We start from the raw sequence: 14,895 nt of genomic DNA on the forward strand, positions 1-14,895 counted from the left end.
CTTTTCGCCGACCTGAAGCGGTCGGCCTGGGTCGCCGATAGGCCTCAACAACCCCGCCGTGCGGGAGTACCGTCGGCGTATGGCTCGAGCGCCTGGCGTGTGGATTCTCGGCGGTTATCAAAGCGATTTCGCTCGCAACCTCACCAGAGAAGGTCGCGACTTCGCCGCGCTGACGGGCGGGATCGTCGATGCCACATTGACCGCGGCGGGGATCGATGCGGCCGACATCGGGGTGGTGCATGTCGCCAACGCCTTCGGCGAGATGTTCGCGGGGCAGGGCCACCTCGGGGCGATGCCGGCCACGGTATGCGACGGCCTCTGGGATACCCCGGCCTCGCGGCACGAAGCGGCGTGCGCCTCCGGCAGCGTGGCGACACTGTCGGCGATGGCCGATCTGCGCTCGGGCGCCTACGACACCGCGCTGGTGGTGGGCGTCGAACTGGAGAAGACCGTCGCCGGCGACACCGCCGCGCAGCATCTGGGTGCCGCCGCCTGGACCGGGCACGAGGGGGCAGACGCCCGCTACCTGTGGCCGTCCATGTTCGCCCAAGTGGCCGACGAATACGACCGGCGGTACGGCCTGGACGACGCGCACCTGCGCGCCATCGCCCAGCTGAATTTTGCCAACGCGCGGCGCAACCCCAACGCCCAGACCCGCGAATGGACCGTCCCCGACCCGATCACCGACGACGACACGACCAACCCGATCACCGAAGGCCGGCTACGCAGATTCGACTGCAGCCAAATGACCGACGGCGGTGCGGGATTGGTGCTCGTCAACGACGGCTATCTGGGCGAGCACCCCGACGCGCGCCCGATCGGCCGCATCGACGGCTGGGGTCATCGCACCGTCGGGCTGGGTCTGCAACAGAAATTGGACCGCGCCGACGGCGGCCCCTACGTCCTGCCCCATGTGCGGGCCGCAGTACTCGACGCGCTGCGTCGCGCGCAGCGCGGCCTCGACGACGTCGACGGATTCGAAGTCCATGACTGCTTCACCCCCAGCGAGTACCTGGCGATCGACCACATCGGGCTGACCGGGCCGGGCGAATCGTGGAAGGCCATCGAGAACGGTGAGATCGACATCGGCGGCCGGCTGCCGATCAACCCCAGCGGCGGGCTGATCGGTGGCGGACATCCGGTCGGAGCCTCCGGCGTGCGGATGCTGCTCGATGCGGCCAAGCAGGTCAGCGACGCCGCAGGCGAGTATCAGGTCGAGGGTGCCCAGAGCTTCGGCACCCTGAATTTCGGCGGGAGCACCGCCACCACAGTGAGTTTCGTCGTCAGCGGCACCGAAGGCGAGTGACCATGGATGTTGAGATCGTCGGCAAGTTCCTGTCCACCTTGCCTGAAGACGACGACCACCCGTATCGCACCGGGCCGTGGCGTCCCCAGACCACCGAGTGGGACGCCGACGACCTGATCGCAGTCGAGGGTGAAATTCCCCGCGACCTGGACGGCGTCTACCTGCGCAACACCGAGAACCCGCTGCATCCGGCGTTGAAGACCTATCACCCGTTCGACGGCGACGGCATGGTGCACGTGGTGGGCTTCCGTCAAGGAAAGGCCTTCTACCGCAACCGGTTTATCCGCACCGACGGGTTCCTGGCCGAGAACGAGGCCGGCGGGCCGCTGTGGCCGGGTCTGGCCGAACCCGTGCAGTTGGCTCGGCGCGAGCACGGCTGGGGTGCGCGCACGAAGATGAAGGACGCATCGAGCACGGACGTCATCATCCACCGCGGCGTCGCGCTGACCAGTTTCTACCAGTGCGGCGACCTGTACCGGATCGACCCGTACTCGGCCGGCACGCTGGGCAAGGAGTCCTGGAACGGCGGATTCCCGGCCGAATGGGGCGTGTCCGCACATCCCAAGGTAGACAACAGAACCGGCGAACTGCTGTTCTTCAACTACAGCAAGCAAGAGCCGTACATGCACTACGGCGTGGTCGACGAGCGCAACGAGCTGACGCACTATGTCGACATCCCGCTGCCCGGGCCGCGTCTACCCCACGACATGGCGTTCACCGAAAACTACGCCATCCTCAACGATTTCCCGCTGTTCTGGGATCCCCAACTGCTCCAGCACGACGTGCACCTGCCGCGCTTCTATCCCGAAATGCCGTCGCGGTTCGCGGTCATCCCCCGGCACGGCGGCACCGGGCACATCCGCTGGTTCGAGGCCGACCCGACGTTCGTGCTGCATTTCACCAACGCCTACGAGGACGGCGACGAGATCGTGCTCGACGGCTTCTTCGAATCCGATCCTTCTCCGCTCGATACCGGTGGAACCAAGTGGGAGAAGCTGTTTCGCTTCCTCGCCCTGGATCGACTGCAGGCCCGGCTGCACCGGTGGCGCTTCAACCTGGTCACCGGCGCGGTGCGAGAAGAGCGGCTCACGGATTCCATCACCGAGTTCGGCACCATCAACCCCGAACACGCGGGCGGTGCCTACCGCTACACGTATGCCGCCACCGGCAAGCCCGGCTGGTTCTTGTTCGACGGGCTGGTCAAACACGACCTGCGCACCGGAACTGAGGAAGGATTCTCGTTCGGCGAGGGCGTCTACGGCAGCGAGACCGCGATGGCGCCGCGGGCGGGCGGCTCCGGTGAGGACGACGGCTACCTGGTCACCCTCACCACCGACATGAACGCCGACGCCTCCTACTGCCTGGTGTTCGACGCCGCCCGGGTCGGCGACGGTCCGGTGTGCAAACTGCAACTGCCCGAACGTATTTCCAGCGGAACCCACTCGACGTGGGCGCCGGGCGCCCAACTGCGACGCTGGGACACCGCCGACTCGGCCGCCGGCGCGATCGGGCTGTGATGAGCGCCGGCAAGCCCCACCACACGACGCACTGGCCGCTGCGGCTGGCGCCGATCGGTGCCATCCGTTTCGCACGCCGCTCCACGCATTTCGCTGAAACAGTGCGGTTCTACCGCGATCTGGTGGGGCTGCCGCTCTACGAGACGTTCGGGGACAGCTACGGAAGCAACGGCGCCATCTTCGGATTGCCCAGCTGGAACCTCACCATGGAAATCGTGGAGGCCGTCGACCCCGTCGCGGTGGACCATCACGAACAGCTGTGCCTGTACTTTCCCGACCAACAGGCGCAGCACGCCGCCCTGGCGCGCCTGCGCGAGGCGGGCGTCGAGCCCGTCGAGCAGCACCCCTATTGGGACGCCACGGGTGCGGTCACCTTCCGCGACCCGGATGGACGTGAAATCGTGTTCGCGCCCTTCGTATTCGGCGTGAACGAGCCCGAGAGCAGCGCCGCGTCGGGGAGGCACGAATTCCCGTCGGCCTGACCCTTCAGCGGCCGGACCGTCCGGAAGCCACCGCGGCGATGACGGCCACCAGCGAGCACGCCACCGCGCAGACGGCGGCGCCCGCCCCGACGTAGAGCCCGTATTCGGCAGACACCGGCGGGTTGACGTTGAGCTTGTAGTACCACGCCGTCAGCGCCACGATCAGCAGCGAAATCATCAGCGCGGCAACCGAAGCAAGCTTCACCGACAGCCCACGGCCGATCATCGCGCCGACCACCAGCAGGGTCGAGGCCAACAGCACGATGAGCTGGCCCGCACCGAATCCCGGAGGCAATTCCAGGTTGCCGTGGGCGCCGCCGATGGCGTTGGCCCAGCCCCCGCCGTTCACGGTCGTCCGCAGCCACGGCAGCCATGCGCTGGCCGACACCACGACGGCGAACAACGCCACCAGCCAACCGGGGCGCAGTCGGCGAGTCATGGTTGCGAGATTAACCGACTCTCACACCCGCCCGCGTGAGCGAGCGTGAGGCTCGCCGTAGGAGACTACGTCTGCAGTGAGGACAGGTTGAAGACCGCGCCCGTCGGATCGCCCGCCGCGGCCAGCCGTCCGTACGGGGTGTCCTCGGCGTCGCGCACCACCATGCCGCCGTTGTCGGCGATCACCCGCAGGGTCTTGTCGACGTCCTCGGCGCCGAAGAAGATCACCCAGTTCGACGGGATGTCCTGCGGCAGGAACGCGGCGCCGTCCATTACGCCGAGTAATTGCTCGTCACCGAATCGTGCCGTGCTGTAGCGGAATTCGTCGGTGTCGGACACGACCTCGGTCTGCCATCCCAAGACGTCGCGGTAGAAATCGAGGGCGGCGCCGTAGCCGCGTGTGGTCAGCTGGTGCCACACCGGGGCGCCGGCCTCGCCGATCACCTCGAAGCCGCGGTGGCCCAGCGGCTGCCACAGCCCGAAGACCGCGCCGGCGGGGTCGGTCGCGACGGCCATGTGGCCCTTGGCGGGCACCTCCATCGCCATGCACACCGCACCACCGGCCCCGGTGACCGCGGCGACGGTGGTGTCGATGTCGGCGGTGTGGAAGTAGGTGGCCCAGTGGTCGGGCGACCCGGCTTCGGGCCGGTTGGCCATGATGCCGGCCACCGGGTGGCCGTCCTTGGCGGCATTGACGTAGCCGTGATACTCGGGTCCGGCGGACTCGAAGGTCCAGCCGAAGACCGTGCCGTAGAACTGCTGGGCGCGTTCGACGTCGGACGTGGTCAGATCGATCCAGCATGGAGCGCCCAGTGGGGCGCAGTCACGGATGGGCACGGTGACCTCCTGGTGGTGGTGTCCTGGCCCCGAGGAAAGGGCTTCACACTATCGACTGCTGCCCAGCCTAAAACTCATCGGCGCCGGCGATCAGCGATGAGGCCCACCGTCTCCGTTGGTGTTCGGGTCCGCTCGGGTGAACACCGTGACGAAGTTCTCCAGCGATTGGTTGATGTCGCCGCGCAGGGCGGCGGCGACGATCATGCCGATGGGGCCGAACAGCGCCGGGCCGCCCAGGTGCACGTCGAAGCTGACGGTGGAGCCGTCGTCCCTGGGCGCGATCTTGGCCAGAAGCTTGACCTTGACCCCGCCGACGCCGTCGCCGTTGAGCGTCATGCCCTCGGGCGGCTTGTAGCGCACCACCGTCCATTTGATCCGGCTGTACATGCCTTTGACCTCGACGATCGATTCGACGACCGTGCCCTTTTCGATCTCGTCGGGCAGGGTGCTGCGCCACACCCGGTGAATGGTCAGCCAGTCCTTGTACCGGGACAGGTTGGAGGCGTGCTGCCAGGCGACCTCGGGTGGCAGCGGGACATCGATGGATCCGGAGAGCTTCGCCATTGCTCAGTTCTGCTGGTCGCCGGTGTCCGCGGCGCCGGCGGCCTTCTTGGCCTGCGCCTGCACCTGGTGGATGGTGTCGGTGTATTTGCCCTGCGTCTTGTCGTCGACGAACTCGCCGGCCTTGTCGATCGCCATTTCGACCTTGTCGGCGTTCTGCGACAACAGGTCTTTTGCCTTGTCCAGGAATCCCATGTGCCCTCCCTTTTCCCGGCATCGTACTTGGCCGGCGGCGGCCGATTCTGGGTGAGTTCGGCGCGCTCAGCGCCACAACCGCGGCGGCACGCCCAGCACTTTGGCGCGGATCCACCACGCAGCCTCGATGGCGGCCGCTCCCAGCAACCCGACGCCCAGCGCGGCCGAGGTCACCGCGACATTGGACGGGTCGAGCAGGAACTCCTTGCGCGCCAGCGGCAGGCTGAAAATCACGACATAGGCCAGGCCCGAAGCGATTACCAGCGCCACCCGCCACCACTCGTAGGGGCGGGCCACCACGGCCAGCACCCACAGCGCCGTCATCAGCAACGTGATCAGGGCCGCCGTGGACGCCTGATCCTGTTGGACGAACGTGGCGTGGCGACCGTGATAGGCCAGCAGGTAGGAGGCGAAGGTCGCGGTGCCGACGATCAGCCCGGAGGGCAGCGCCGAGGTGAGCACCCGCCGCACGAAACCCGAGTGGGCGCGTTCGTTGTTGGGCGCCAGCGACAGGATGAATGACGGTATGCCGATGGTGAACCAGGCGGCGATGGTGACGTGGATGGGCTGGAACGGGTACAGCAGCGGGTCGGCTTTGAGTGGTTTGGCGAGCAGGCATTCGATGCCCACCAGCAACGCCAGCAGCACCGAGTACACCGTCTTGGTCAAAAACAGGTTGGCGACGCGCTCGATGTTGCCGATCACCCGGCGCCCCTCTCCGACGACGTAGGGCAGCGTGGCGAACCTGTTGTCCAGCAGGACGATCTGCGCAACCGCGCGCGCCGCCGGGCTGCCGGCGCCCATCGCGACGCCGATGTCGGCGTCCTTGAGGGCCAGCACGTCATTGACGCCGTCGCCGGTCATCGCGACGGTGTGCCCGTGTGATTGCAGGGCATGCACCATGGCGCGTTTCTGGTCCGGCCGCACCCGCCCGAAGGTGGTGTGCGTGTCCAGCGCGTCTGCCAATTGCGCGGGCTCGGAGGGTAATTGGCGCGCATCCATCGTCTCGCCGCGCAGCCCGAGCTTGCCGGCGACAGCGCCGACCGAGACCGCGTTGTCCCCGGACAGCACCTTGACCGAAACACCTTGTTCGGCAAAATAATCCAGTGTCTGCTGCGCGTCCGGACGCACCTTCTGTTCCAGCACCACCAGCGCGACGGGGGTGACGCGGCCCGGCGCGTCGGGGTGGTCGACGGCGACGTCACCGGCCCCAACCAGCAGCACCCGCAACCCCTGCGCGCCGATCCGCTCGGCCTGTTCGGCCGCCGCCGACGCCGGCTCGAGCAACACGTCCGGCGCCCCCATCACCCAGTTGCCGTGGCCGTCGAACGAGACGCCGCTCCATTTGGTGGCCGACTTGAAAGGTGCTGTCGCAGTTGCGGTCCAGCCCGGCGGTTCGTGGTAGGTCTCGGCGATGGCCCGCATGCTCGCGTTGGGTCGCGGGTCGGCGGCGGCCAACGAGGCCAGCACGTCGGCGATCCGCTCCCCCGCGGGGTCGAGTTCGTCCACGGTCGCCACCCGCATGCCGCTTTCGGTCAGGGTGCCCGTCTTGTCCGCGCAAACCACGTCGACGCGCGCGAGCCCCTCGATGGCGGGCAGCTCCTGCACCAGGCACCGGCGCTGGCCGAGCCGGACCACCCCGACCGCGAAGGCCACCGATGTCAGCAGCACCAGCCCTTCGGGGACCATCGGCACCAGTGCGCCGACCGTGCGCAGCACCGCCTGCCGCCAGTCGGCATGGGTGGTGAACAGCTGGGTGTAGATGGTGAGCAGGCCGGCGGGCACCAACAGGTAGGTGATGAACTGCAGGATGCGGTTAATGCCGCTGCGCAGTTCGGATTTCACCAAGGTGAACTTGCTGGCCTCCTCGGCGAGCTTGGTGGCGTAGGCGTCCGGCCCGACCTTGGTGGCGCGGTAGGCGCCGCTGCCCGCGACGACGAAACTGCCCGACATCACCGCGTCGTCGACGGCCTTGGCGATCGGGTCTGCCTCACCGGTCAGCAGCGACTCGTCCACTTCCAGATTCGCCTCTTCGACGACCTCGCCGTCGACGGCGACCTGATCGCCGGGGCCCAGTTCGATGATGTCGTCGAGCACCACCTCGCCGGGTGGCACCGCACGGGTTCCGGATTGCCTGCGCACCAACGGTTTCGCCTGCCCCACGATGGCGAGCTTGTCCAGCGTCTGCTTGGCCCGGATCTCCTGGACCATGCCGACGACACTGTTGGCAACGATCAGCAGCCCGAACATCCCGTTGATCACCGAGCCCGTCGCGAGCACGATCAGCAGCAGCACCCCTAGGATCGCGTTGATCCGGGTGAAGACGTTGGCCCGGACGATGGCGGTGATGCTGCGCGTGGCGCGTTCCCGTATCTCGTTGCTGTTGCCGTCGGCCACGCGCTGCGCGACTTCGGCGTCGGTCAGGCCGGCGGCGGTAGCGAGAGTCATCGTGTGAAGGTTCCCAGCTTGTTCGAGTCGTAGTACTCCAAGTTCATCGTGGCGCCGGGGAACCCGGAGAATGTGGCCTTGGAAACCGTTCCGGGTGGGGCGTTTTCGTCGGTCAGCGTGAAGGTGAAGGTGTCACCGTCCCAGTGCGTGAGGGTGGCCGTCCGGTTTTTCGGCCCCATCGCCAACTGCAGCGCGCCGTCGTGTTCGGTCACCACGGCCGGTCCCCAGTAGTCGCTGGCGTAACTGCCGGCGTAGTCGCCGAGCGGTCGGGCCGGGGCGGGGTCGGCCGGGGGCTGCTTGCCGACCAGCGAGCCTACCGGGTTGTTCAGCCAGCCGATCGCCTTCTTGTACAGCGGGCCCCAGTCCTCGCGGACCTGCCCGTACTGGACGAGGTCCATGAATTCGGCGGTGAGCGTTTCCGGGATGCCGTAGGGCGCGGCGTTGGTCAGCGCGATGATGCCCAAGTCCTCGGACGGCAGCACCACGAAGTTGGTCGCCGCACCCAGATCGAAAGCGCCGGAATGGCTGTACTCGGTGCGTCCCGAGGAATCCACCGAAGAGTTGAAGCCGTATCCGTAGAACCCGGCGCGCGCCAGCGGCGTTTTGGCAGGCGACGACACAATCTGCGGGCTGGTGGCGGGTAGCAAGGCTTCCGGCGACGTGATCCGCCGGCCGTTGTAGGTTCCGTTGCCCAGCAACATCAATAGCCAGCGCGCCATGTCGTTCACCGATGAACTCACGCCGCCCGCCGGCGACTGGGAATCGGGGTCGCGCTGAAAGCGGGCCTGCCACTTGTCGTCGACCTTGATGTGGTTGACCGCATGATTGGGCCGGGCGACGAAGTCGGCGAACCGCGAACTGGTCGACGTCATTCCCAGCGGGCGGTAGAGCACCTCGTCGGACAGGTCCTCCCATGGCTTGCCCGCGGCGGCCGCCACCGCCTCGGCACCGGCGGTGATCCCATAGTTGGTGTACGCATAGCTGATTCGGAACGGAGCCAGCGGGAGGTACTTGAGCCGCTCCAGCGTTTGTCGACGGTCGTAGCCCAGGTCTTCCAGCTTGTCACCCGCGTGATCCGGTAACCCGGAGCGGTGCGAATACAGGTCGCCGACGGTCACATGGCTGGTGACGTAGGGATCGCTCAGCGTGAACCACGGCAACTTGGACGCGACGGGCGTGTCCCAGGCGACGACGTTGTCGCTGACCTCGTGCGCGATCACCGTCGCGCCGACGGATTTGGACACCGACGCCAACTGGAAGACGGTGTCGGCGTCCACCTTGTTGTCCTGACCCTTCCCCTTGCTCACGTCCCTGATGCCGAAGCCTTTGGCGTACAACACCTTGCCGCCGTGGACAACGGCCACGGCCATCCCCGGGATGCCGGTGCTTTTCATCAGGTCGTTGACCAGACCGTCGACCTTGGCGACGGCCTCATCGATGCGGCCGGCGGGTATCGACACGCCGGAGACCTGGTTGGGCGGGGCGTCAGACAATGTGGACGGCGGAGCGGCTGTCGGCTGCGCGGAGCCGCACCCGGTCAACCCGAGCAGCGCCGCGGCGAATGCGGCCGCGACCGCACGTGTGGTCATGCGCGAACCCTAACGCGGTGCGATGCGCGCCGCGTCGATCTACAGCCGCCACCAGGGCTCGGATTTTCCCGGCGCCGCGGGATCGATGCGCTGACCGGGCAGCGGCACCGCCACGTCCACCCGCTCGGGCGCGGCGGCGGCGAGCAGGCGCTCAACCGGTTCCGCCCAGGGGTGCGGGGCCAACCGGAAAGTGCCCCAATGGATCGGGACCAGCAGCCCGCCGTCGGTCACGTCCAGGTGCGCCCGCACCGCCTCTTCGGGGTTCATGTGCACGTCGGGCCACGCGGTGTTGTAGGCCCCGATAGGCAGCAGGGTCAGGTCGAACGGCCCGTGATCGGCGCCGATCTGGGCAAAGCTTTTGGTGTAGCCGGTGTCGCCGCCGAAATAGGCGCGATGCGTCGGGCCGACGAACGCCCATGACGCCCACAGGGTCGTGTTGCGGTCCAGAAAGCGTCCCGAGAAGTGCCGCGCCGGCACGCACACCACCGTCAGCTCGTCGACCTTGGCGCTCTGATGCCAGTCGAGCTCGACGATGCGGTGCTCGGGGATGCCCCACATGCGCAGGTGGGCACCGATGCCGAGGGGCACGAAGAACGGGGCCCGCTGAGTTCGGGCCAGCGCCATCACCGTGTCGATGTCGAGGTGGTCGTAATGGTCATGGCTGATCACCACCGCATCCACGGCGGGCAGCGCCTCGAGTTGGATCGGCGGCGGGTGCAGCCGCTGCGGTCCGACGACGTCTGACGGCGAGCACCGGTCGCTCCACACCGGATCGGTGAGCACCCGGTAACCGTCGATCTCCAGCAGCGCCGTGGAATGGCCGAACCAGCTGACGGCCAGCCGGGCCGGGCCGGTGTCGAGAATTCCCGGCGACGCCAGCGGGATCGGCCCCTTCGGCCGGCTGCCGCTCCGGTTCCCGATCAGCTCCCAAGCGACGAGCCGCAGTTGCTCGCGATCCATCTTGGCTTCGGAGGCCGGCTCGAGGTTGACGAAGACGCCGTCGCGGTAGTGCGGCGACCCGGCCGTCACCGCCGCGATCGAGGCGGGATGGGCGCCGAGCGCGTCGGGTGCGCCGTGCAGCGCACGCACCAGCCAGCCACCGGCCGCCAGCGACGCCGTACCGGCGACCAGCCGCAGCGTCCCCCGCATGTTTGTCAGGCCCCCTGGAACTTCGGCGGTCGCTTCTCGATCCGGGCGACCTGGGCTTCGACGACGTCCTGGCTGCTCCAAGCCTTATCGAAGAGCTCCTTGTGCACCGGTCCGGCCTCTTCGATGGCGCCGTCGTCGTTGAGCACCCGCTTGGCGTGCTGGATCGCCAGCGGCGCCAAGCCCGCGATCTCGGCGGCCCAGGCCTGCGCGTCGGCCAGTGTCCCGATGCGGTTGGCCATTCCGGTTTGCAGCGCCACGTCGGCGGTCAGCTTCTCCGCGGTGAGCAGCATGGCGCGGGCGCGGCCGTGACCGACCAGCGAGGACAGTCGGCGAATGCTCCAGTTATCCAGGGCCAGGCCATATTTCGAGGTCGGGAACTGGAAGAACGCGTCGGGCGCGACGACCCGCAGATCGCATTGCATGGCCAGCTGCAGGCCGGCGCCGATGGCAGGCCCGTTGATGGCCCCGATCACCGGGATCAACGTGGCATCGAGCACCCGGTGCAGTTCGATAAGCCGGTCGGGGTAGTCGGCGGCGAACGCGTCACCGGACAGGTCCGCGCCGGCGCAGAACACCGTGCCCTGACCCGTCAGCACGATCGCGCGGGTGGCGCCGTCGCCCGCCTTCAGCACTGCCTCGCGCAGCTCCTCGACCAGCTGGGAGTTCAAGGCGTTGCGGCGCTCGGGACGCTGCAGCTCGATGGTCATAACGGCTTCGGCCTGGGTAACACCGATCATGGCAGCCACCCTATATAGCCTCGTCCCGTGAGTCGTATTACGGCTGGTCAACTCCGCGATGCGGTGCTGGACGAAAATTCCTTCATCCGCTGGGACAGCGAACCGCTCGCGGTGCCGGTCAGCGCCTCCTACGCCGAAGAGCTGGCCGCCGCCCGGGAAGCGACGGGCCTGGACGAGTCGGTGCTCACCGGCGAAGGGCGCGTCTTCGGGCGCCGGGTCGCCGTGGTGGTCTGCGAGTTCGGCTTCCTGGGCGGGTCGATCGGGGTGGCCGCCGCCGAGCGGATCACCGCCGCCGTGCAGCGGGCGACGGCCGAGGGACTGCCGCTGCTGGCCTCGCCCAGCTCCGGCGGCACCCGCATGCAAGAGGGCACGGTCGCGTTTCTGCAGATGGTGAAGATCGCCGCGGCCGTCCGGCTGCACAAACAGGCGCACCTGCCGTACCTGGTCTATCTGCGCAATCCGACCACCGGTGGGGTGTTCGCGTCCTGGGGTTCGCTCGGTCATGTGACCGTCGCCGAGCCGGGCGCGCTCATCGGTTTCCTCGGGCCGCGCGTCTACCAGTTGCTCTACGGCGAACCCTTCCCCGAGGGCGTGCAGACCGCGGAGAATCTGCACCGACACGGCGTGATCGACGGCGTCGTCCGGCTCGATGAGCTGCGCAGGACGCTCGACCGTGCCATGACCGTCATCGCCGACGCGCCCGCGCCGCTGCCCGCGGCGGCGCCACCCGAACCGACACCCGACGTCGCGGCATGGGACTCGGTGGTGGCGTCGCGACGGCCCGACCGGCCCGGGGTGGGGCTGTTGCTGCGGCATGGCGCCACCGATCGGGTGCTGCTGTCCGGGACCGGCCAGGGAGAGGCCGCGACCACGCTGTTGGCGCTGGCCCGATTCGCCGGCCAGCCCGTGGTGGTGCTGGGCCAGCAGCGGCTGACGGGCGGCTTGGTGGGGCCCGCGTCCTTGCGCGAGGCCCGTCGCGGCATGGCGCTTGCCGCCGAGCTGCGCCTGCCCCTGGTGCTGGTGATCGACACCGCGGGGCCGGCCCTGTCGGCCGAAGCCGAACAGGGCGGGCTGGCCGGGCAGATCGCGCAGTCCCTGGCCGAGCTGGTGACGCTGGATACCCCGACGGTGTCGGTGCTGCTGGGCCAGGGCAGCGGCGGGCCGGCGCTGGCGATGGTGCCCGCCGACCGGGTGCTGGCCGCGTTGCACGGCTGGCTGGCTCCGCTACCACCGGAGGGGGCCAGCGCGATCGTCTTCCGCGATACCGAGCACGCCGCCGAACTCGCCTCGGCACAAGGCATTCGATCGGTTGACCTGTTGAGGTCCGGGATCGTCGACGCGATCGTGCCGGAGCATCCCGATGCCGCCGACGAGCCGGTCGAGTTCGCGCAGCGATTGTCGCGAGCCATCGCCGCCGAGGTGCAGGCGCTACGAGGACTCTCCGCCGACGAACGGCTGGCCGCCCGGTTGCGGCGCTACCGCAACATCGGATTGCCCGAGCACCATCGCGACACCGCCGGGTAAGACAGCGGTGTAGCCTCCCACAGCCATAGCCGACAATCAGGCAAAATGGGCGGCATGGACACTGGAGCTAGCTCACCGCGCGTCTTGGTCGTCGACGACGATTCAGATGTGCTCGCCTCGCTCGAACGCGGTCTGCGGCTGTCCGGATTTGAGGTGTCGACGGCGGTCGACGGTGCCGAAGCGTTGCGCAGCGCCACCGAGACGCGTCCGGACGCGATCGTGCTCGACATCAACATGCCCGTGCTGGACGGCGTTAGCGTCGTCACGGCGCTGCGCGCTATGGACAACGACGTCCCGGTCTGTGTGCTGTCCGCGCGGAGCTCGGTCGACGATCGGGTCGCGGGCCTGGAGGCCGGAGCCGACGACTATCTGGTCAAACCCTTCGTGCTGGCCGAGCTGGTTGCGCGGGTCAAGGCGCTGCTGCGCCGCCGCGGCGCCACCGCCACGTCCTCGTCGGAAACCATCACGGTCGGGCCGCTGGAAGTCGACATCCCGGGCCGGCGTGCCCGGGTCAACGGGGTCGACGTCGACCTGACCAAGCGGGAATTCGACCTGCTGGCGGTGCTGGCCGAGCACAAGACGGCGGTGTTGTCCCGCGCGCAGCTGCTCGAGCTGGTGTGGGGTTACGACTTCGCCGCCGATACCAACGTCGTCGACGTGTTCATCGGATACCTGCGCCGCAAGCTGGAGGCGAACGGCGGCCCACGGCTGCTGCACACCGTCCGCGGAGTGGGATTCGTACTGCGCATGCAGTAGCCAGGTCGACCGGCCCATGAAGTTCCTGTCCCGGATTCTGACCCGTACGCCATCGCTACGGGCCCGGGTCGCGGTCGCGACTGCCATCGGCACCGCCATCGTGGTGGTCATCGCGGGAGCGGTGGTGTGGTTCGGCATCACCAGCGCCTGGAAGGAACGCCTGGATCGCCGTCTGGACGAGGCGGCGGGTTTCGCCATCCCCTTCCTGCCGCGTGGACTCGACGAAATCCCGCGTGCCCCCAACGATCAGGACACCGTCATCACCGTCCGGCGCGACGGACAGGTCAAGTCCAACTCGGACGTCACGCTGCCGCCGCTGGACGTGGGCTATGCCGACACCTACATCAACGGCGTGCGCTACCGGGTGCGGACCTTAGAGGTCGCCACGCCGCAGCCGGCGACGGTGGCAGTCGGTGCGACGTACTACGACACGATCACCCAGACCAACAACCTGCATCGCCGGGTGATCCTGATCTGCGCGCTCTCGATCGGCGCGGCAGCGGTATTCGCTTGGCTCCTCGCGGCTTTCGCGGTGCGGCCGTTCAAACGTCTGGCCCAGCAAGCCCGCTCGATCGACGCCGGCCAGCGACCGCAGGTGGCGGTGCGCGGCGCCAGCGAGGCCGTCGAGATCGCCGAAGCCATGCGCGGCATGCTGCAGCGCATCTGGACCGAACAGGACCGGACCAAGGACGCGCTCGCGTCGGCCCGCGACTTCGCCGCCGTGTCCTCGCACGAACTGCGCACCCCACTGACCGCGATGCGCACCAACCTCGAAGTGCTGTCCACCCTGGACATGCCCGACGAGCAGCGCAAAGAGGTGCTGGGGGACGTCATCCGCACGCAGTTGCGGATCGAGGCGACGTTGACCGCCCTCGAGCGGCTGGCCCAGGGCGAACTGTCGACGGCCGACGATCACGTGCCCGTCGACATCACCGAGCTGCTCGACCGCGCGGCCCACGACGCCACCCGCATCTATCCCGGGGTCGACGTTTCGCTGGTGCCCTCGCCCACCTGCATCATCGTCGGGTTGCCGGCCGGGTTGCGCCTGAGCGTCGACAACGCGATCGCCAATGCCGTCAAGCACGGCGGCGCCACCCGGGTCCAGCTGTCGGCGGTCAGCTCGCGCGCCGGCGTGGAGATCGCCATCGATGACAACGGCGGCGGTGTGCCCGAGGATGAGCGCCGGGTGGTGTTCGATCGGTTTTCCCGCGGATCGACGGCCTCCCATTCCGGGTCGGGGTTGGGCTTGGCGCTGGTTGCCCAACAGGCCCAGCTGCACGGCGGGACGGCGGCGCTGGAGAGCAGTCCCCTGGGAGGGGCGCGGCTGGTGTTGCGGATCCCGGGCCCGAGCTAGCG

Annotated in this window: 14 protein-coding genes; 6 read left to right on the forward strand and 8 right to left on the reverse strand. The window is 68.3% G+C overall.

Features of this window, described 5'->3' with window-relative positions:
- Positions 1-79 precede the first annotated feature (79 nt).
- The 3 genes from ACZYVJ_RS10020 to ACZYVJ_RS10030 are packed head-to-tail and all read left to right on the forward strand — an operon-like array spanning position 80 to position 3,305.
- Positions 80-1,306 (forward strand): acetyl-CoA acetyltransferase, encoded by a 1,227-nt coding sequence (locus ACZYVJ_RS10020; protein ID WP_463830859.1) that lies wholly within the window; start codon positions 80-82, stop codon positions 1,304-1,306.
- Between the two features lie 2 nt (positions 1,307-1,308).
- Entirely contained in the window at positions 1,309-2,823 is a 1,515-nt protein-coding gene (locus ACZYVJ_RS10025) for a carotenoid oxygenase family protein (RefSeq protein WP_463830860.1), read from the forward strand.
- Complete coding sequence (locus tag ACZYVJ_RS10030) at positions 2,823-3,305, forward strand: VOC family protein (protein WP_463830861.1); 483 nt, start codon at positions 2,823-2,825, stop codon at positions 3,303-3,305. Before ACZYVJ_RS10025 ends, ACZYVJ_RS10030 begins: the two co-directional genes overlap by 1 nt.
- 4 nt (positions 3,306-3,309) lie before the next feature.
- Here ACZYVJ_RS10030 and ACZYVJ_RS10035 read toward each other — a convergent pair whose 3' ends face one another.
- The 8 genes from ACZYVJ_RS10035 to ACZYVJ_RS10070 form a co-directional block, all read right to left on the reverse strand.
- On the reverse strand, positions 3,310-3,744 hold the full coding sequence (locus tag ACZYVJ_RS10035) for a hypothetical protein (protein WP_463830862.1): 435 nt from the start codon (positions 3,742-3,744) through the stop codon (positions 3,310-3,312).
- 65 nt (positions 3,745-3,809) lie between these two features.
- Positions 3,810-4,580: a VOC family protein gene (locus ACZYVJ_RS10040; RefSeq protein ID WP_463830863.1), complete on the reverse strand. Its 771-nt coding sequence runs from the start codon at positions 4,578-4,580 to the stop codon at positions 3,810-3,812.
- A 90-nt stretch (positions 4,581-4,670) separates the two neighbouring features.
- Positions 4,671-5,144: a type II toxin-antitoxin system Rv0910 family toxin gene (locus ACZYVJ_RS10045; RefSeq protein ID WP_463830864.1), complete on the reverse strand. Its 474-nt coding sequence runs from the start codon at positions 5,142-5,144 to the stop codon at positions 4,671-4,673.
- A 3-nt stretch (positions 5,145-5,147) separates the two neighbouring features.
- The gene (locus ACZYVJ_RS10050; RefSeq protein WP_463830865.1) at positions 5,148-5,336 is read right to left on the reverse strand and encodes an antitoxin; all 189 of its coding nucleotides are present in this window, start codon (positions 5,334-5,336) and stop codon (positions 5,148-5,150) included.
- Between the two features lie 66 nt (positions 5,337-5,402).
- Positions 5,403-7,784 (reverse strand): cation-translocating P-type ATPase, encoded by a 2,382-nt coding sequence (locus ACZYVJ_RS10055; protein WP_463830866.1) that lies wholly within the window; start codon positions 7,782-7,784, stop codon positions 5,403-5,405.
- The gene (locus ACZYVJ_RS10060; protein WP_463830867.1) at positions 7,781-9,373 is read right to left on the reverse strand and encodes a serine hydrolase; all 1,593 of its coding nucleotides are present in this window, start codon (positions 9,371-9,373) and stop codon (positions 7,781-7,783) included. The genes ACZYVJ_RS10055 and ACZYVJ_RS10060 overlap by 4 nt, the downstream gene beginning before the upstream one ends.
- A gap of 39 nt (positions 9,374-9,412) precedes the next feature.
- On the reverse strand, positions 9,413-10,522 hold the full coding sequence (locus ACZYVJ_RS10065) for an MBL fold metallo-hydrolase (protein ID WP_463830868.1): 1,110 nt from the start codon (positions 10,520-10,522) through the stop codon (positions 9,413-9,415).
- Positions 10,523-10,527: 5 nt separating this feature from the next.
- The gene (locus ACZYVJ_RS10070) at positions 10,528-11,259 is read right to left on the reverse strand and encodes an enoyl-CoA hydratase (RefSeq protein WP_067838231.1); all 732 of its coding nucleotides are present in this window, start codon (positions 11,257-11,259) and stop codon (positions 10,528-10,530) included.
- Positions 11,260-11,286: 27 nt separating this feature from the next.
- Here ACZYVJ_RS10070 and ACZYVJ_RS10075 point away from each other — a divergent pair, with 27 nt between their 5' ends.
- Genes ACZYVJ_RS10075 through ACZYVJ_RS10085 form a run of 3 tightly spaced genes read left to right on the forward strand, consistent with a single transcriptional unit; the run spans position 11,287 to position 14,893 of the window.
- A complete protein-coding gene (locus ACZYVJ_RS10075) occupies positions 11,287-12,783 on the forward strand; it encodes a carboxyl transferase domain-containing protein (RefSeq protein WP_463830869.1) in 1,497 nt (498 codons plus the stop codon).
- Positions 12,784-12,828: 45 nt separating this feature from the next.
- Positions 12,829-13,539: a two-component system response regulator PrrA gene (gene prrA / locus ACZYVJ_RS10080; protein WP_007777113.1), complete on the forward strand. Its 711-nt coding sequence runs from the start codon at positions 12,829-12,831 to the stop codon at positions 13,537-13,539.
- Between the two features lie 16 nt (positions 13,540-13,555).
- Positions 13,556-14,893, forward strand: coding sequence for a sensor histidine kinase (locus ACZYVJ_RS10085; protein ID WP_463830870.1), 1,338 nt, complete (start codon positions 13,556-13,558; stop codon positions 14,891-14,893).
- Positions 14,894-14,895: the final 2 nt, after the last annotated feature.

This window comes from Mycobacterium sp. IDUB_3 (genome assembly GCF_055419585.1).

Bases quoted from the DNA above. Each gene is read 5' to 3' on its own strand.
- ACZYVJ_RS10025 (WP_463830860.1), top strand. From the start codon at position 1,309: ATGGATGTTGAGATCGTCGGCAAGTTCCTGTCCACCTTGCCTGAAGAC.
- ACZYVJ_RS10065 (WP_463830868.1), bottom strand. From the start codon at position 10,522: ATGCGGGGGACGCTGCGGCTGGTCGCCGGTACGGCGTCGCTGGCGGCC.
- prrA (WP_007777113.1), top strand. From the start codon at position 12,829: ATGGGCGGCATGGACACTGGAGCTAGCTCACCGCGCGTCTTGGTCGTC.
- ACZYVJ_RS10050 (WP_463830865.1), bottom strand. From the start codon at position 5,336: ATGGGATTCCTGGACAAGGCAAAAGACCTGTTGTCGCAGAACGCCGAC.
- ACZYVJ_RS10035 (WP_463830862.1), bottom strand. From the start codon at position 3,744: ATGACTCGCCGACTGCGCCCCGGTTGGCTGGTGGCGTTGTTCGCCGTC.
- ACZYVJ_RS10060 (WP_463830867.1), bottom strand. From the start codon at position 9,373: ATGACCACACGTGCGGTCGCGGCCGCATTCGCCGCGGCGCTGCTCGGG.
- ACZYVJ_RS10020 (WP_463830859.1), top strand. From the start codon at position 80: ATGGCTCGAGCGCCTGGCGTGTGGATTCTCGGCGGTTATCAAAGCGAT.
- ACZYVJ_RS10070 (WP_067838231.1), bottom strand. From the start codon at position 11,259: ATGATCGGTGTTACCCAGGCCGAAGCCGTTATGACCATCGAGCTGCAG.
- ACZYVJ_RS10030 (WP_463830861.1), top strand. From the start codon at position 2,823: ATGAGCGCCGGCAAGCCCCACCACACGACGCACTGGCCGCTGCGGCTG.
- ACZYVJ_RS10055 (WP_463830866.1), bottom strand. From the start codon at position 7,784: ATGACTCTCGCTACCGCCGCCGGCCTGACCGACGCCGAAGTCGCGCAG.
- ACZYVJ_RS10085 (WP_463830870.1), top strand. From the start codon at position 13,556: ATGAAGTTCCTGTCCCGGATTCTGACCCGTACGCCATCGCTACGGGCC.
- ACZYVJ_RS10045 (WP_463830864.1), bottom strand. From the start codon at position 5,144: ATGGCGAAGCTCTCCGGATCCATCGATGTCCCGCTGCCACCCGAGGTC.